This is a genomic window from Termitidicoccus mucosus (genome assembly GCF_038725785.1).
GTDB lineage: Bacteria > Verrucomicrobiota > Verrucomicrobiia > Opitutales > Opitutaceae > Termitidicoccus > Termitidicoccus mucosus.
Map to the genome: position 1 here is coordinate 7,615,394 of NZ_CP109796.1, position 15,898 is coordinate 7,631,291.

Here is a 15,898-nt window from a genome sequence, read left to right on the forward strand (position 1 = left end):
GGTGCGCTTCCGCGCCGAAGCCCTCTGCCCCCGAGAGCCCGACAGCGCAAGCCGCCAAGGCTCGTTACTGGGCGATCCAGGCCGCGCAGAAGCCCGCTCCGGTTTCTTCGGAATTCGAACTTCTGCCCATCGTTCGTCCAGAACGAACCGTGGACGGCGTTATCGTCAACCCCTCCACGGACTATCTCCCCATTCGTCGCATCCCATGACTCCATATCGATTTTTAATCCTTCTTTTTATCGGCGCGCCGGCGGCGTTTGCCCAATGGATCGTCAATGATCCGATCAATACCGTCATCAACACGGCGATTCAATCGGCCCAGGCCGCCAATCATGTCGAAACGCTCCGGCAGTGGGCGAGCCAGCTGGAAAAACTCAATCGGCAAATCCGCCAGTTGGAAGATCAACTCGCCGAGCAGCGGCGGATTCGCGAGGTGCTGGGCGATCCCACGCTGGCCGGTTCGCAAATGGTCATGGACAAACTCGCTCCCGAAGAACTCGCCCGCACCTATGGAGAGACGTTGCGAGCCGTCCGCCGCTTGGCGGATGCGACCGCCTCTTTGCGTCGCACCGCTGAGGGCATTTACGGTGAACTCGACGATCTCACGACGCTGAATCAGCGTTTCACGCGCCAGACGGGGACCTACCGGCGCTACGCGGCCGTCGATCAGCAGGCGGAGAACCTGAGCCGGGTGCACGACGAAACAGAATCGCGCCGTCTCGTCCTGCAAGCCGATCTGGCGCAGTCGCTGGCCGCCTTGCAACAGGCTCCGACCCAAGCGGAGGTTGACAAGCTGAACGTCAAGGTTGCCGCGCTCAACGGTCAACTCGCCGTGATCGCCGCGCGGCGTCGGGACGAGAGCGAAAAACTACAGGCCCAACAGATCGAGAACGAAAATCAGGCCGCCAAAGAGCGACAGGATATGATCGAGAAGCAAATCGCGGAGGAGCGGCAGACGCTCAGCGCGGTGAATGCGTGGCAGCGCTCCGTGCGCCTCACGCCGGACAGCTATACGCGCCCATGAAGAAAATGTTTTTCGGTCTCCTCTTCCTTGCGGCCGGCCTCGGCCTTTGTGGCTACCTCGTGCACCGGAACAACCAGCGCGCACGCACGACGGTCCCGGCCTCAGACAGCGGCGGACATCGCCCAATGAACGAGTGGCAGAAAAGCATCTCGCTCGATACGCGCACCGATTACACGCGCCAAGAGATTGAACAAGCCATGGAGAAACTCCGGCAGGAAGAACGGCGCCAAAAGCCGGAGGAGGGTCGCAACTGATGGAGCACTTTGTTCCAGGCGTGCGCGGCGCCATTCTTGGCCTCACCGACACCTTGAGGTTCGTGGTGTTCTTCGTCGCGGTCATCGGTCTCGTGATGCAGGTGCACCGGGCGCGGGCCGACATGGAAAGTCTGGTGCGTCCACTGGTGCGGGCCGTGCTCGTGGTCGGCATCATCGCGACCCTGCCGCACTGGTTCGGGTTCACGGAACGCATTTTTCTGAACCTCGCGGATGTGGTGAACGAACGCTACACCGAGCATCCCATGCAAACGGCCACACTGTTGCGGGACAGCGTGGCGGAAAACCCCGATGAGTTCAGCCTGCGCCGCATCGGTGAATCGCTCTACCGCGCGAGCCTCTGGGCCGCCGCCAAGCTCATCGTGCTGATCGCGAGCCTTCTGCAACTCCCCTTTCTTCTGCTGCAATACCTGCTCAAACTCCTGTGCTATTTGTTCCTGCCGATTGCGCTCGGGCTCATGCTGGTGCCCTCGCTCACGTCGCTCGCGGTTCGATATGTGCAGCAGACCATCGCCGTGCTGGCATGGCCGGTGGGTTTCGCAGTCACCGAACTGGTCGCCTACCATCTGCTCACGGCTTATCAGCAAAATCTGGCGGCCGCTCACGGCATCGGTCCGGGCGAAATTCATGCGGCATCGTTTGCCAGTTTTCTGGGCGCGCTGCTCGCCGCCTTGTGGCTGATTCTCGGCACGCTTGGCACACCTTTTCTGATGCAGGCATTGATCTGTTCGGGTTCGCCGCTTTCTACGGGCGGAACTTCCAGTCTCCAGCAGCTCTATGCCATCCAGCAAATCGCGTGGATGATCAAATCGGTGAAGACTGGCGGCGCGGCGTTGCCTGCGATCGTTGCCAAAGCCGGCTCCGATTCCGGACCGAGAGGCGGCCCGACGATGCCGCCGCCTCCGCCACCCGCGCCGGTAACGCCCCCACCGCCGCCAGCGAACTCCACAGGTGATGCTCGCGCCCAAGCCGTCTTGGTCGCCGCCCAACTGCCCGTCCCCCACACCACGATCTGACACGTATGAGCACAATCCTTCGTGAAACCTCGACCCCTCCTGGAAGACTCAACCCCAAAAAGGCTGTCCCCCGAGCTTGGCATCCGCTGGATATGTTCGTCAATCCCGCGGTGGCCGCTCGGCTTTGGTTCTTGGTTGCGGCGGCTGCGGTGGTGTTGAGCATCGTGCAACCGTATCTGCTCGTGCGGGCCTACCGCACCCGGGAACGTGTCGTCGTGCTCGATGGCAGCGGCACGTTCCATATCAGCCCGTTGCTGGCATTCGAGGAATCGGCCAAGCTGCATGAGCAGCACGCGCTGCTGGCTTGCCTCGCCTTGCTGCAACGCAACCCCGCTGGATTTGATCAACCGGAATTGCTCGAAAAGCTCTTCCTGCCGGAGGCCTTGCAACAGGCACAAAGCGACTGGACCGGGAGCGCGGAGGAGTTTTCCCGCAAAAAACTGCACCAAAAGGTCGAGGTACTGAAACTCACCGTGCTGGAAACACGCGAGCAGGTCGTGCTCGTCCAAGCGGAAGGGCAACTGCTCCGCACCGGCAGCGTCGGACAACAGATTTTCACCGAAGCGCCTGCCTTCACTGCGCGATTCACTTTCGCGCGCAACCCCAACCTTGCGGCCAATGGCCGCTTCCCTCTCGCCGTATGGTATTACGAGCTTTCCTCCTGACGCTTTTCTCCGGCGTGATGGCGTCCGGCATCGCGGCTGGACCGGTCAAACGGTATCCGCTCGACGACCGGAGCGTGTATGCCGTTCGGGTTGGCACCGAAGCGCCCACGACCGTGATTTTTCCCGGTCCGGTCACGGCACTCGATGGCGCTGGCGTGTCACAACGGGCGGAAGAGGCGCCGCCTATTCTTATTTCGCACCAACCGGGGACACGCTTCTTCTCCGTGCGGGCGGTGCAGGCGGACGCCGTTGGCGCGGCCAACGTCATCTTCCGGGACCGCGTTTTTGCCTTCTCGTTTACCACTGAAGCAGAACCGGACCGCACCGTCACGTTTTACGAACATCCGGCGAAAACCGCGCGCCGGGATGCCGCGCGCCCCATGCCGCACCAATTGCTCGCTCTGATCGATCAGGCGAAAGAATTCGTCGCCCTCTCCGAACAATACCCGGCTCTGGTACAACGGATCGAACGCACGACTCCACAAACAACAACGCTGGCGGGCGACATCACAACGACTGTCGAAGAAGTGCTTCGATTCGATGACGAGGACGCGCTGGTGTTGCGCGTTCGGTTCGAAAATCGAGGGAAGCAGGTGTTCCGCTACGCTCCCGCACACCTCGCGGTGTGGATTGGCCAGGCCTGCTATCCCGTGGCACTGACCGATGCCCACGGAGAAGTGCCCGCCAAACACGCCGAAATCGTGACGGTTGTCATCCTCGGCAATCCCGATGGGTCGCGGGGAGACATCTCCATAAAAAACACTTTCTCAATCGTCGCGCCGCCCTTGCCATGAAACTCGACGCCCAGTTTTTTAGCAGTCCAACCGGACAACTCGTCGCCGTCGGGGTGCTGGCTGCGATCACCATGGGAATCGTCGCTTGGCAGCGTGCTCATCGTGACGTTCCCATGTCTCCGGCAAAGGCAGTCGCGCCTGCGTCATTGCCCAGGGTATTTGAGCGGACTGGTGCCCGCTTCGAACCACCGCCGGTTCCGCCTGCGCCAATTCCGGTAGCGGCGACAACACCCCCCGTATCCGCTTCGATCCCGCCGGTATTGCCACTTTCACTTTTTAGCATGCCCCCGACTTTTTCGGAAGAAGCGCCGTTCGTAGATGCACCCTTCGGCCGTCTGATCCCGTGCGAAACGGTGGTCACGCTCGAGTCGAATCGCCTGGAAACTCCGGTCATCGGTCTGGTTACCGAGGATGTCTGGCATAATGGCCGTCTCATTATCCCGGCCGGCGCCGAGGTGCATGGGCGTGCCTCGCTCGACCGCGCTCGCGAGCGGCTGGCTGTGCAAGGGCGATGGATGATTGTCTGGCGCTCATCTGGCCGCGAGAACGGACGCGAACTTCGCGTCGATGGCATGGCGCTTGATCGTGAAATCGCGGCGGATGGCCAGTGGGGATCGCACGATGGTTCCGCCGGATTGCGGGGCGAAATCCTGCGCACTGACGACTGGCGGGAAATCAAACTTTTCGCGGCAACCTTTCTCTCCGTTGCCACTTCAGCACTTCAGGACACGCGCAGTACGGCGGGCCTGCTCGGCGAAACTGCAGTGCCGGCGGCGACCGCCCGCAATGCTACTCTCGCGGGTACGAGCGCGATTCTCCGCGAATACGCGCAGCAGCTTCGCGATGTCGTGGCCCACGATGGTTTCTATGTCCGGGTCCCGGCAGGCAAGCCGTTTTATCTCTATGTCACCCAAACCCTCGACGCGCTCGACCGCCCGGCGACCGCGCCTGCAACCGGCTCCATGCCGTCACAACCATGAGAATTTTCGTTGCCTTGTCTGTTCTGGCACTGGCGGGATGCCAAACCAAGCCTGCGGAGAATCTGCCTGCTCCCTTGCCGCTGGCGGATCCCGCGCCTGTCTCCGACGCGCGCATTCCAGCCACGATCAGCCACTATACGCTCGGCGCCTACGTCGATCCGGAAAACGAGCTGATCCGTCACGAGGCTCATAAAATTCAACGCGTCGAAAACGCCGCACGATGGGATCTTCGCCCGGCACCGCAATCATCGCCGCTGGTTCCACTCTCTGAAAAAAACGGGGCACCGTCGGCTACATCCGCCACGGTGGTTACGGAAGCCCATTTCAAGGAACCGGTGATTTTGGCTCAGGATGTAGAACTGCCGCACGCTTTGGAATCGGATATGCCGTCCTCGGCACCCGTTAATCCGGTTGTCGAACTCGAACCCGCAATTATGCCGAATGCAGATGGTGTGATCGATCTCGTAGCGGTCGCTCTTGCGGCCGATGAGGAGATTAATCCATTCGCGGTGCGTGGTGTCGCTACGGATGCGTTGCGGGAGATCACGCTTCATATTGACGGAATCGTGAGCGGAGCCACCCCGTGCGTGCTCGTCAACGGACGCACGGTGGTGCCAGGCGAATCGGTCGAGGGACTCACGCTTATCCGGATCGAACCGGATTCAGCCCTGTTCCGTTACGAGGCGCACCGCATCCGCATTCCCGTAACCGGAAAGTCCACGCGAATCCGCCTTGCCCTCTGACATGCCTACCTACGCCGCCATTTTTATCGATTCGCAGGGATGCCGCCGTTCCGAGCATTTCGAGGCACGGGATCGACATCAGCTCAAACAAGCCTTGCGAGCGAAATCACTTTGGCTGGTTTCCGCGCAGGAGATGAAAGCCAGTCGAAAACTCACGCGACTGACGATCCCCGTGCGTGACTTCGTGCCATTGCTGCACCAACTCGAATTGCAGTTGCGGGCCGGTGTTACCGCCGATCTCGCCCTTGCCCAATTGGCTGGAGATGCTCCTCCGGGAGCGATCCACACCGTATTGAGCCACCTCTGTCGGGAGGTATCTCAAGGTCAGTCGATCCACCAGGCTTGTCGGACTTTTCCAAGGTTGTTTCCGTTGCACTTGCGGGCGGTCATCGCGGCGGGCGAGGTTTCCGCGCAACTGCCAGAATCTTTGCGCGCGCTCGCCGCGCATCTGACCAGCATTGACAGCCTCCGTCGTACCGCGCGGCGCGCACTCATCTACCCCGCGATTGTTCTGACCGCGACGGCGGGGCTTGTCATCTTCCTCTTGGGCAGCGTGGTGCCTCGGTTTGCGGAAATCTTCACATCACTCCATCTGGCGCTTCCTCTGATCACCGTCGTGCTCATCCGCACCAGTGAGCTGATGCACGTGCACACGCTGGCCTTGCTGACAATCACCATTGCATTGGGCTTTGCGTTTGCGGTGGCGGCGCACTCTCCTGCGCTGCGCCGGCGACGGGATGCGTTGTTGTTGAAAATCCCCTTATGGGGCGATGTCATTCGTCATCTGGCGACAGCACGGTTTGCCGCGCATGGCCGACTGCTGCATGAAGCTGGCGTCCCTCTTCTGGATGCCCTCACTTCTGGCGCGGAGCTGACCGGCCACGCCGTGCTCGCAAACCAACTGCTGGCGGCGCGCGACGCCGTTGCGGCAGGACGACCTCTCTATGCCGCCTTGCCCAAGGGGCATGCGTTCCCGCCTTTCATGATCCCGGCGCTGAAAGCCGGAGAAACCACCGGCCAACTTGGGGCGGCGCTTCGGCACATCGAAGATTACGCGAGCACTCGCGCGCGTGAACGGCTGACGACCGCACTCGCGCTGCTCGAACCGGTTGTGATGGCCCTGTTGGCGGCAGTGGTCGGCGCCATCGCTTTATCGTTTTTCCTGCCCCTCGTTTCGCTCCTCGGGAGTGTCAACCCCCATTGACCGATGACGTGTAATTCCCATCTGCATCGGTGTGCCTGTTTGGCGAAGCGCGGTTTTTCGCTCCTCGAAATCGTACTCGTCCTGTTTGTGATCGGCGTGCTGGCGTCCGTGTTGCTGCCTTCGACCCGGGACATGGTGGAACGCAGCCAGCGGGAGGCGGAGGCGCGTTCCTTGGCGGAACTGGCCGCCACGATTACGCAGTCCTTCGATGCGACCGATCTGTCTCTGCTGAACATCGCCGCCCTTCCTGGCACAATCGGAGAGAGCGACACCGCTACGGCCTTTTCCACTTCGACCACTGCTCCCTATACCATGACGGCTTCGAACTCATGGTTCGCCAAGGCAGGCCGATTGCGTGGACTTGTTCCGGTAATCGGCGCCGCTCCGATTCCCTCCGTCCAGCCCGAACTGGCCCGCCTTGCCTTTAATCGAAACGGGAATCCGCGTCTGCTGTTTGCCGGACCGGATGAACCAGATCGCCAGCGCTTCCTGCTCCTGAGTCTAGCCGGGCGGAGCGAACAACTGGCGCTGCCGACCTATGAAGCTGGCGGCGCTTGGTTCGATGCCATTTGGAACCATGACTGGGAAAATCGCTCCGCCGGTCTTCCCGGTTATTGGGTCAGCCGACTCACGGGTGCTCAGGTCTCGGCCTGGATTCAAGGCAGCGGCGGTTTGACCCAAGTCAGCAAACTCTGCGTTCGCCGGATTGTTCTGCCCAAGTTCCGGCTGACGGTGAACAATAACCATCCGACCGAACAGGTGTTTGTGTCCTTCAATAATACGCCCGCTGCCTTTACGGCGGCGGCCAGCAGCGGGGCGAGCGTAACGCCGGAAATCCTCGGCGGCCGGCTCGTCATTATCCATCGCGGCTCCGCCTGGCCCGGCGTTGAGGCGCTGCGCTTCCATCTCCGCGAAAACGCCACTGTAACCGTCCAATAGTATGCATTCCTTCTTTTCCCTGCGGCGTATGGCCGCGCTCATTCTCAGTTTGATGGGGTTTGCCGCCCATGTTTGTGCCGACGAAATCGTTTCATTTCTCGAATCGCGAAACGGCCAACTGAATATCGGAACCTACCAATACTGGTTCAACGTCAGCAGCCCACAAATCCTTCGCTTCCGGCTCGAAGCCCTCAGCGGCACGTCGAATATCACCATTTCTCGCCGTCGCCCTGATACCGGGGTGGATGAACTGATCTTCTTCGCCCGATATGGCGGCTCCTACGGATCGCTTGGAGACAAAGGCTATCGTGAATTTAATCTCCAGGCTGGCGACCACACGATCCGGCTCAACAGCTCAATCACGAGCGGCTGGATAAGGATGACGGAAATCACCCTCGAAAATCCCCCTCCAGCCAACCAAGCCCCGAGCATCGAATGGCAGGAAGCTCCAAGTTCTGCCACGGTGGGGCAAACTTACCGCATTTCTGCATGCGCGCACGATCCGGATGGCAACTTGACGCAAGTCAACGTGTGGAAAAATGGACAGCCTTTCGCATTTGCCGGGGGAGGCAATGGCACGGACGGCGATTCCGGTAATTCCACTTCCGACAATACTCCAAGCACGGTTACATTTACCGCCCAGGCTGTGGATAGTGCCGGGCTCTCCTCTGCGGTCATTTCCCACGCCATCACCATTGATACGCCACCGAATGCCGCCCCGACGATCGCCTGGGGGGCTGTGCCTGCGGTGGTGGATAGCGGTCAGCGCTATACCATCAGCGCACGTGCGACCGACCCGGATGGCAATTTGCGTACGATCCACATCTGGAAGGACGGCGGTGCCTTTGCCTCAACTGAAGGTGGAAACGGCTCCACGAGTGAAGCGAGTAATCAGAGTGCTGATACCGGACCACGCACCGTGACCTATATCGCCCGCGCAACGGATGCGTCCGGAGCAACCTCTCCGACCCTTACTCACACCGTTACAGTCGAAGCTCCCGTTCCGGTGCAGTTCTCACTCGTCACCTCCGCGGGCACAGGTGGCACCGTTTCGCCTGGCGGCCTTTTTATGGAAGGGAGCTCCATATCGGTCACGGCCACTCCGGATGCCCTGCATGATTTCGTCGGATGGAGTGGCGACGCGTCTGGAACGAATAATCCCATCGCGATTCTGATGAATCGCAACCGCGCCGTGCATGCGCTGTTTGCACTCAAGTCCTATTCCTTGGTGACCAGTGCCATTGGGAGCGGAATCGTTACCATGGGTGGCACTTATCCGCACGGTTCCATCGTCACGATTTCGGCCACCCCTGCGCCCAATGCGCGATTCGCCGGCTGGGCGGGCGATGCCACCGGGATGGTCCCGACCGTGGTCATTGTGATGGATGCCCCCAAGTTGGTTCAGGCTGTGTTTGCGGACAAACAGGCGCAGACCATTTCATTTTCCGCCTTGGCCGACGTCAGCGTCGGCGCGGCCCCGTTTAGCCTAAACGCCGTCGCCTCTTCCGGTCTGCCCGTGTATTATGGGGTGAGCGGACCGGCCATGATTATGGGCAACCAACTCCAAGTCATCGCTCCGGGCGTCGTTTCAGTCGAAGCGAGGCAGGATGGAAACGATTTCTACCTCCCGGCCCTGCCCGTGGTGCGGACGTTCAATGTTGTCGCGCCTGCGGTCCTCAAATACCGCGCGCCGAATCGCACGCTGCTGCAAAGCGAAACCAACCGTGGATTGGTGCCCTTCGTCATCGAGCAACCCTAAACTGTATTTATAATGAAAATACTTCTTTGCATCCTCTTTGTCGTGCCCGTGAGCGCCGCCATGCTTGATCAACCGGTCGAACGCTTGCGTTTCGAGTCCGCTGCTTTGCCTGATGCCTTGCGTTCTCTCGGCCGCGCCACGCACACGACGATTCTCGTCGATTCCGACATTATCGGAAAAGTCACTGTGGAGGTTGGCGGAGGCACCCTGCGCGATGCCTTGGCTGCCCTGACCGTCCCATACGATTATTTTTTCGAGGAACAAGGCACCGCCATTGCGGTGCGGCAACGCAAGACCGTCCTTTATGCCATCGATTATCCGCAACTCACCCGGTCCGGTTTTGGGAGCGCGTCGATCACGTTGGGAGGAATGAATGGCGGCTATGATACAAGCCAGAATCTGCATGCGCAGAGCACCTACCCGAATCGATCAAACCAATCAATGGATGCCGCCTCGGATGCCACACAAGTTTCCATTTCGCAGGAAAATCCCAATACATTCTGGACCGGACTGGAGACGGAGCTACGAACCATGCTTGGCGAGAAAGACAGCTTGGTGCTCAACCGCTTCAGTGGGATCGCGCAGGTCACAGCTCCGCTTTCGCGGCACGACGTGATCCGCGCGTTCATCGAACTCGTGAACCACCGCATCTCGCGCCAAGTGGAAATTGAGGCGCGCTTGGTGGAAGTCACTTTGCGCGATGAACAGAAGCTCGGCGTCGATTGGGAACTGGCCACCAGCGCGCTCGGCGACTTGCGTCTCGCTGCCAGTGCGCCTCTCGCGGTTACCGGTGTCGGAGGCACTGTGTTTGGAAACAGTTCATTTGTGGCGAATCTCGGCCTCGGTAAAGCCACCGCGATTATTCAGGCCCTCAAACAACAGGGCGATGTCACTACCGTCGCGCAACCGCGACTGCGAGCGCTCAACAACCAGACCGCCTTTATCAAGGTGGGCGAAGACCGGCCGTTTTTTCGTCTCCAACAATCCACTACTTACCAGCAGGCAGGCACGACGGTGCCGTATAATCAGACCCAGGAGACGTTTTCCATCTCCACAATCACGATCGGCACCATCCTCGCGGTCACACCCCAAGTGGATAACGACGGCGTCATCACACTGGACGTGCTGCCGGCCATCACGCGGCTGCAATCCATCGTGACCAGTCCGGACGGTAAGCAGACCGCCCCGGTCACCGAGGTCAAACAAGCCTCAACCATTGTGCGGCTCCGCAATGGCGAAACCGCCGTCATCGGCGGACTCATCTCCGAGGAAAGCGGCTCCAGCACACGCGCGGTGCCGGTACTGAGCCGCGTACCGCTCCTTGGCCTCGCCTTCCGCAGCCAAGCTACCCTGCGCAACCGCACCGAACTCGTGATCTTTCTCACCCCGCACTTGATCCCGTGATACGTGAATTGCTCCAGACGTTCCGGTCGCGCCCAACCGCACCGCCCACCGTGGTCGATCCGACCGTCGATGCCACGCGGATGCTCGATACGATTCTGCGCACCGCCGCCAGAGACGGTGCGAGCGACGTTCACTTCGAACCGAAGGAAACCGCACTGTTGGTTCGTTTTCGTCTCGATGGCGAAATGCACGATCATATCACCGTGCCGCTCGCGCAACGCGATGCCTTGCTCGCGCGTGGAAAAATTTTCGGAGGCATGGACATCACCGAGCGCCGGCTCCCGCAAGATGGACGAGCCGTGCTCAAGGAGGGCGGTCGGCGCTATCATCTGCGATTGAGCACACTTCCCACCGTGCACGGCGAAAATCTGGTCATCCGGCTTCTCGACCAGACCATGCCGGTCCAATCCTTTACCGAACTGGGGCTGACGGAGCCTCAAGCGAACGCGCTTGAAAACGCACTCAACGGACCCGCCGGCCTGATCCTGCTCACAGGTCCGACCGGTTCGGGCAAGACGACGACACTGCACGCCGCGCTGCATGCCTTGGACTACCGTGGCCGGGTGATTCACACCCTGGAAGATCCAGTCGAATATGAATTCACGGCTATTCGCCAAACTGAGATTCGAGAAAAGATCGGGCTTACCTTCGCCTCTGCCCTGCGGGCGCTCCTGCGCCAAAATCCCGACGTGATGCTCGTCGGAGAAATGCGCGATGCCGAGACCGCGCAACTGGCGATTCGTGGCGCGCTCACCGGGCACCTCGTGCTTTCAACCTTGCATACGAACGACGCACTTTCCGCAATCCCGCGTTTACGCGACCTCGGGGTCGAAAGTTTTCTCATTGCCGCATGCCTTCGGCTGGTTGCGGCTCAGCGGCTGGTGCGTCGTCTTTGTCCCGCTTGTCGGACACCGCATCCACAACTCGAACAATTGCGGCAACGTTACCGTTTGCCCGAAGGGCAATTTTATCAGTCGAGAGGTTGTCCGAAATGCCATGGGCGCGGTTTTTATGGGCGACTGGCGATCCATGAAGTCATCCCGGCGAAACCGTTTCTGGCTCCCATCGCCGCCGACGCCCCATTGGCCGACCTTGTTTCGCTCCGCGAATCCGAGGGATACCGTACGCTCTGGGATAGCGGGCTCCATGCGGCCGCGACCGGACTCACCACCGTGGAGGAGGTCGCACGCGTTCTCTGATTTTCCCGGGCTATGCGGCCGCGGCCCTTAACCTAAACCGTCCACCCTATGAAAAAACATCTACCAAAATATCATCATTCCCAAGGCTATTCTCTGCTCGAACTCGTGCTCGTCCTCGCGATCGTCGCTGTATTGGTCGGGCTGCTGCTGCCGAAGGGTTTCGATGCCCTGCGCAACGCCCGCGTGCAACAGGTTGTGCGAACCGTCGATACGCTCAAGACCGCCCTCGTGGATTACCTCGCGCTGGCCGGCGGCAACGGCAGCCTGCCTCGCACCGAGGGCATGGGCATACCTACCTCTGGAGCCGCCCTTACCGGCGCAACTGACATAGCCAAAAGCAACGCCGCCAGGCTTGATACCGTGTTGCTGGCCACGGGACGTTTGGAACGTCCGCTCTCGTTGCGTATGGGAACACAGACGTACATGTCCACAGGAACAGGCAACGAGCTCACTTGGAATCAGGCGGTGCTCGCGTTCGTCATGACGCCCGACGCTGCTCCCCAGCGGGACTGGTCTGCCGTCACTCGGGCCGAGGCGCGCATGGCCAATCCCAGTCTGGTACCGTCCGCCGCACTGGGCGCCAACTTTTTGCTGGACGGTTTTACCAATCTGAACGCGAACAGCATCGTCGCGTATCTCGTGATCCCTTCGTGCCCGGCACGCGACGCCTACGAACTCGCCATGGCGATGAACGGCGCGCAACTCGCACCTTTGGAAGGCACGGCCAGCGATACCGGCCTTGTCGCCTATGCAGCCCCCACCAACGGAGTCACCGATGTATATGTTTACCTCACGTCCATCTGACCCGACGGTCGCGTTGCTTTGGGGAGACCGCTGGTGGATTGACGGGCATCCCGAGCCAATCGTGTTTGGAGAAACCGGCCATGCATTCAAAGTGTTGCTGGCCCATTTTGCCGAACACGGCAAACCGGCGAAACTCCGCCTCATCTATCAGCCGCCGTCGCTGGTGAGTGTGCCGGTGCAATGCCCGAACGGGAGCCGGGCCACCTTGCAGGCGGCTTTGCAGGAGGAATACCCGTCTATCGCTCGAGCAGAGTGTGCCTGGAGCTACGAGCCGATCATTGGCCGACGCAACGAGACTTTGCTTCACTATGAGCCTGAACCCGGGCTCTTGCCATTGGTCGGAACATTGCGAGAGCAGGGCGTAGCCGTCGAGGGAGCATGGCCGCTCGCCACGGTCTTGAATCTTATCCCGGAGGATTGGCCCGATACCGGTGCCCTTACCGTGGTCGCCGTTGCGGACAACCAATCTGCGGTCTTCCGCCACACATCCGAGGGTCGGCGCGAGTTCCAATCTGCAACAGGCGTTGCTGCGGCCGAGCTTGTGGCGACGACGGTACAGCAGGCCTTCGAGCGTGAAGATGCGGCAATGTATATTGTATCTTTCGACGAAGCCGGCACGCGTTTAACCACTCAAGTAGCCGGTGCCGAACCGTTCGGACGGGGCGATCTTACGTGCCGCGATGTCATCCGCGCAGCGCTTACCTTGTCGCTGCCCCAGCCCAATCAGCTGCTTCCAACACCAATGCGACTAACCGGCAACCGCCTCGTGACGGGACTGACGACAGTCGTATTGCTGGCCGTGGGTGTGTTGGGAACCCAATTCGTTCGGGATACGCTCGCTCAACGCGATCACGCGGAGCAGCAAACAACCAGGATTGAGCAGCTTCGCGCCGAGGTCGCCTCGCTCCGAAAAAAAGAGATCGAAATCCGCCAACTCCAAACGCAATTGGCAGCTTTCACCTCCCATGGCCGCATCGGCGAAAAATTCCTCCAGTCACTTGCTCACAGGTTGCCGGCCCAAGTCGTTCTCACCCGAGTGCAGGCCAACGGCGATGGGTTCATCCTGACTGGGGGCATCAGCGGTCCTGGTTTGGTTGAATCGGACTGGCGTGCATGGTGCGGGACACTTCAGCGCGGCAAACCCCTGCGACAGTTCGCCGAACCAGCCGGCACCCCGCCCGGTTCAGACTTTGTAATGAAGGGAATTTGGCAATGAAACCCTTCTTCAAAGTTTCGCGGGCTCGCTGGGCGTTTTTTGCGGCCAGCCTCATGCTCCTTGCAGTAACCATTACCGTGCGTCGGCACGGTCTGCCCCAAGGACTGCAACCCGACAACGAAATGCAGACACTCTCGGCGGAGAAAGAACGGCTCGCGCCGTTTAACGCCGAGTCAGTGTCACACCTGCGCACGGAGCTGGCGCGGTTCGAAGCGCCACCGGCTAGGCCAGATTGGTTGCCACCGACGTCTTGGCGGACCCAAGCATTGCCGTCCGAAACCGATGGCATCACTCGGACTCGTTACACGACCGGAGCGATCTCTTGGGCAAGTCTGGTTACGTTCATTAGCAAACTTGAAGTACGGGGGCAGATCGAATCGCTGGACATTCGTTCTCGCGGCAGCCGGACCAAACGTGAAATCGCGACCGTTGAAATCATCGTGCGGGGCAGTCCGGGAACCACGCGCCGGTCAACCGGCGCGATGCTCCCGGACGCAGAGGGGCCGGCAAGCGCCCGGAAGGTCGGGCGCGGTCCTTCGCTTCGCTGGTCGTCCCGTCCCGACCCTCCGGGCAGGCCGTCGGCAATCGTGTTATCAAATCAACTCTCTCAACCCAATCGCTTATGATCACACTCAACATCCAACTTCCCGAAACCGTCGCGGCCGAGTTCTACCAAGCTGCCGATGAACTGAACAAACGCCTCGGCGACCCTGACCTGCCAGCCAGCAAACAGAAACCGGTGGTGGACGCGAAGACGCTCATGGCTTTCGCGCTCGCGCGGCACGATTCCGAGGACGTGTGCGCGCAGTTCGACCTCGCGCTCCGTCTGGTTCGCGGGACGTCCGAGCCACCGTTCAATCCCGTCATCAAGTAATTTGGCGGATCCTCCGCCTCGGTGCCCAGTCGCCGTCCCGCACCTTTCAAGTGGTCGGCATAATCCACAGTCAACATGGCTATCAAACCCAAACCCAATGATAATACAGTCACGCCTGCGCCTGAAAAGGAGGGGCCGTTGCAGTTCCGCAACAATCCCGAAGTGCAGAAACGTCTCGATGCTTACAAGGTCGCCAACGCCGGCGATGTGGAATATTATACCCGCGTCGTCCGCGAAGCGCCCGAACGTGCCCGCGATATGCTTCTCTACAAGGATATGCAGCGGCACGAAACCGACATGCGGCTGATCGAGAAGCAACTCCCGCAGGCAAAGGCATTCTACAATGCCCAGCCTCAGGAAGTGAAGTCCCGCATCGATCAGCGGCTGGAGGGAGTCCAACCTTACTACAAGGATAAGGCATTCGTCGGTGAAGTGCTACGCGAGATGAATCGGCAGAATCGCCAGATGCTCACCGGCCCCAAGCCCGGCATGGCGATGTCGGCTGGTTAATCATGGATATTCCCCCGTCCCGCCGGCGTTACATCGACGCCACTTCGGTTAGGCGGAGTTCGCAAGTTGCTGTGAACTTCGAGTGCTGCCAAAGCACGCCCGCGCATGAGACCATGCGCGCGGCCCTGGCCCAAGTGGCTAGGGTAGGGGATCTGAGACCGAAAAAATTAACCATCGAGAATTTCCATTGATGAAGTCGCTAGGGTTTGCCTACGCCATCATTGCCGAGCGCCGGCAAGTCGTGCATTTGCGGATGGTCCACCTCTCGCTATGAGTCCGCAAAGCGAAATGGCGCTTCACACGTTGCGCACGATGGCCCGCGGTCATCCGGGAGCATCGTCAGGTGAGCGCGCTGCATGGGAGATTCTGCAGAATCTTCAACACTGCTCTCGTTTGGACTTCGCGGATTGCTTCATCCGACTCGATGGCATCGGCAAGCGCGCTGTTGTCCAGTTACTCGTTGACCTTGCGACCGGAAAAACGGGGTTGATCGAA

At 60.3% G+C, this 15,898-nt stretch carries 16 protein-coding genes; all 16 read left to right on the forward strand.

Annotated elements, in window-relative coordinates; translation table 11 throughout:
* Positions 1–205 precede the first annotated feature (205 nt).
* The 16 genes from OH491_RS26710 (at position 206) to OH491_RS26785 (ending at position 15,403) form a co-directional block, all read left to right on the forward strand.
* Positions 206–1,024, forward strand: coding sequence for a hypothetical protein (locus tag OH491_RS26710; protein WP_068772835.1), 819 nt, complete (start codon positions 206–208; stop codon positions 1,022–1,024).
* Positions 1,021–1,278: a hypothetical protein gene (locus OH491_RS26715; RefSeq protein ID WP_068772834.1), complete on the forward strand. Its 258-nt coding sequence runs from the start codon at positions 1,021–1,023 to the stop codon at positions 1,276–1,278. Before OH491_RS26710 ends, OH491_RS26715 begins: the two co-directional genes overlap by 4 nt.
* Positions 1,278–2,312, forward strand: a complete 1,035-nt coding sequence (locus OH491_RS26720; protein WP_068772833.1) for a hypothetical protein — start codon at positions 1,278–1,280, stop codon at positions 2,310–2,312. The genes OH491_RS26715 and OH491_RS26720 overlap by 1 nt, the downstream gene beginning before the upstream one ends.
* Before the next feature lie 92 nt (positions 2,313–2,404).
* Entirely contained in the window at positions 2,405–2,977 is a 573-nt protein-coding gene (locus OH491_RS26725) for a hypothetical protein (protein WP_068772832.1), read from the forward strand.
* Positions 2,978–2,994: 17 nt separating this feature from the next.
* The gene (locus OH491_RS26730) at positions 2,995–3,771 is read left to right on the forward strand and encodes a hypothetical protein (RefSeq protein WP_068772831.1); all 777 of its coding nucleotides are present in this window, start codon (positions 2,995–2,997) and stop codon (positions 3,769–3,771) included.
* On the forward strand, positions 3,768–4,751 hold the full coding sequence (locus OH491_RS26735; protein WP_084442663.1) for a TrbI/VirB10 family protein: 984 nt from the start codon (positions 3,768–3,770) through the stop codon (positions 4,749–4,751). Before OH491_RS26730 ends, OH491_RS26735 begins: the two co-directional genes overlap by 4 nt.
* Positions 4,748–5,494 (forward strand): general secretion pathway protein GspB, encoded by a 747-nt coding sequence (locus OH491_RS26740; protein WP_068772829.1) that lies wholly within the window; start codon positions 4,748–4,750, stop codon positions 5,492–5,494. The genes OH491_RS26735 and OH491_RS26740 overlap by 4 nt, the downstream gene beginning before the upstream one ends.
* A 1-nt stretch (position 5,495) precedes the next feature.
* A complete protein-coding gene (locus OH491_RS26745; protein ID WP_068772828.1) occupies positions 5,496–6,698 on the forward strand; it encodes a type II secretion system F family protein in 1,203 nt (400 codons plus the stop codon).
* A 39-nt stretch (positions 6,699–6,737) separates the two neighbouring features.
* Positions 6,738–7,637: a type II secretion system protein gene (locus tag OH491_RS26750; protein ID WP_068772827.1), complete on the forward strand. Its 900-nt coding sequence runs from the start codon at positions 6,738–6,740 to the stop codon at positions 7,635–7,637.
* 1 nt (position 7,638) lies between these two features.
* Positions 7,639–9,396 carry an InlB B-repeat-containing protein gene (locus OH491_RS26755; RefSeq protein ID WP_145929089.1) on the forward strand — a complete coding sequence of 586 codons (1,758 nt, stop codon included), beginning with the start codon at positions 7,639–7,641 and terminating at the stop codon, positions 9,394–9,396.
* A gap of 12 nt (positions 9,397–9,408) precedes the next feature.
* Entirely contained in the window at positions 9,409–10,800 is a 1,392-nt protein-coding gene (locus OH491_RS26760) for a pilus (MSHA type) biogenesis protein MshL (protein ID WP_068772825.1), read from the forward strand.
* Positions 10,801–10,850: 50 nt separating this feature from the next.
* Positions 10,851–11,999, forward strand: coding sequence for a GspE/PulE family protein (locus tag OH491_RS26765; RefSeq protein WP_145929088.1), 1,149 nt, complete (start codon positions 10,851–10,853; stop codon positions 11,997–11,999).
* A 48-nt stretch (positions 12,000–12,047) separates the two neighbouring features.
* The gene (locus tag OH491_RS26770) at positions 12,048–12,803 is read left to right on the forward strand and encodes a type II secretion system protein (RefSeq protein WP_068772823.1); all 756 of its coding nucleotides are present in this window, start codon (positions 12,048–12,050) and stop codon (positions 12,801–12,803) included.
* A complete protein-coding gene (locus OH491_RS26775; protein WP_145929087.1) occupies positions 12,781–14,019 on the forward strand; it encodes a PilN domain-containing protein in 1,239 nt (412 codons plus the stop codon). The genes OH491_RS26770 and OH491_RS26775 overlap by 23 nt, the downstream gene beginning before the upstream one ends.
* A 622-nt stretch (positions 14,020–14,641) precedes the next feature.
* Complete coding sequence (locus OH491_RS26780; RefSeq protein WP_068769636.1) at positions 14,642–14,893, forward strand: hypothetical protein; 252 nt, start codon at positions 14,642–14,644, stop codon at positions 14,891–14,893.
* Between the two features lie 75 nt (positions 14,894–14,968).
* Positions 14,969–15,403 (forward strand): hypothetical protein, encoded by a 435-nt coding sequence (locus OH491_RS26785; protein ID WP_068772821.1) that lies wholly within the window; start codon positions 14,969–14,971, stop codon positions 15,401–15,403.
* Positions 15,404–15,898 lie beyond the last annotated feature (495 nt).